Origin of the sequence: Bacillus sp. SIMBA_074, from assembly GCF_046534555.1 — a bacterium.
Classification (GTDB): domain Bacteria; phylum Bacillota; class Bacilli; order Bacillales; family Bacillaceae_G; genus Bacillus_A; species Bacillus_A mycoides.
The window spans coordinates 1-236 of the sequence record NZ_JAWRYM010001225.1 but is presented as its reverse complement, the minus strand read 5'-3'; the positions used below and the strand labels follow the sequence as shown (position 1 = coordinate 236).

Genomic DNA, 236 nt, shown 5'->3' with positions numbered 1-236 from the left:
AAGTAGAGTCATTAGCGGGACGCAAGGTGCTCGTGCTTGGCTCCGGTCCTATCCGCATCGGACAAGGGATTGAATTTGACTACTGCTCCGTGCATGCGGCGAAATCACTGCAAGCGAGTGGAATTGCCGCTGTCGTGGTGAATAACAACCCGGAAACAGTCAGTACCGACTATGAAACAGCAGACCACTTGTATTTTGAGCCACTTCACGTGGAGGATGTGCTGCATATCGCCGAG

General features: G+C 52.5%; 1 protein-coding gene. It reads left to right on the top strand.

The annotated features are described in order from the left end of the window. A partial coding sequence (locus tag SB773_RS34625; protein ID WP_410595073.1) for a carbamoyl phosphate synthase preATP-grasp domain-containing protein occupies positions 1 to 236 on the top strand: 236 nt, incomplete at both ends.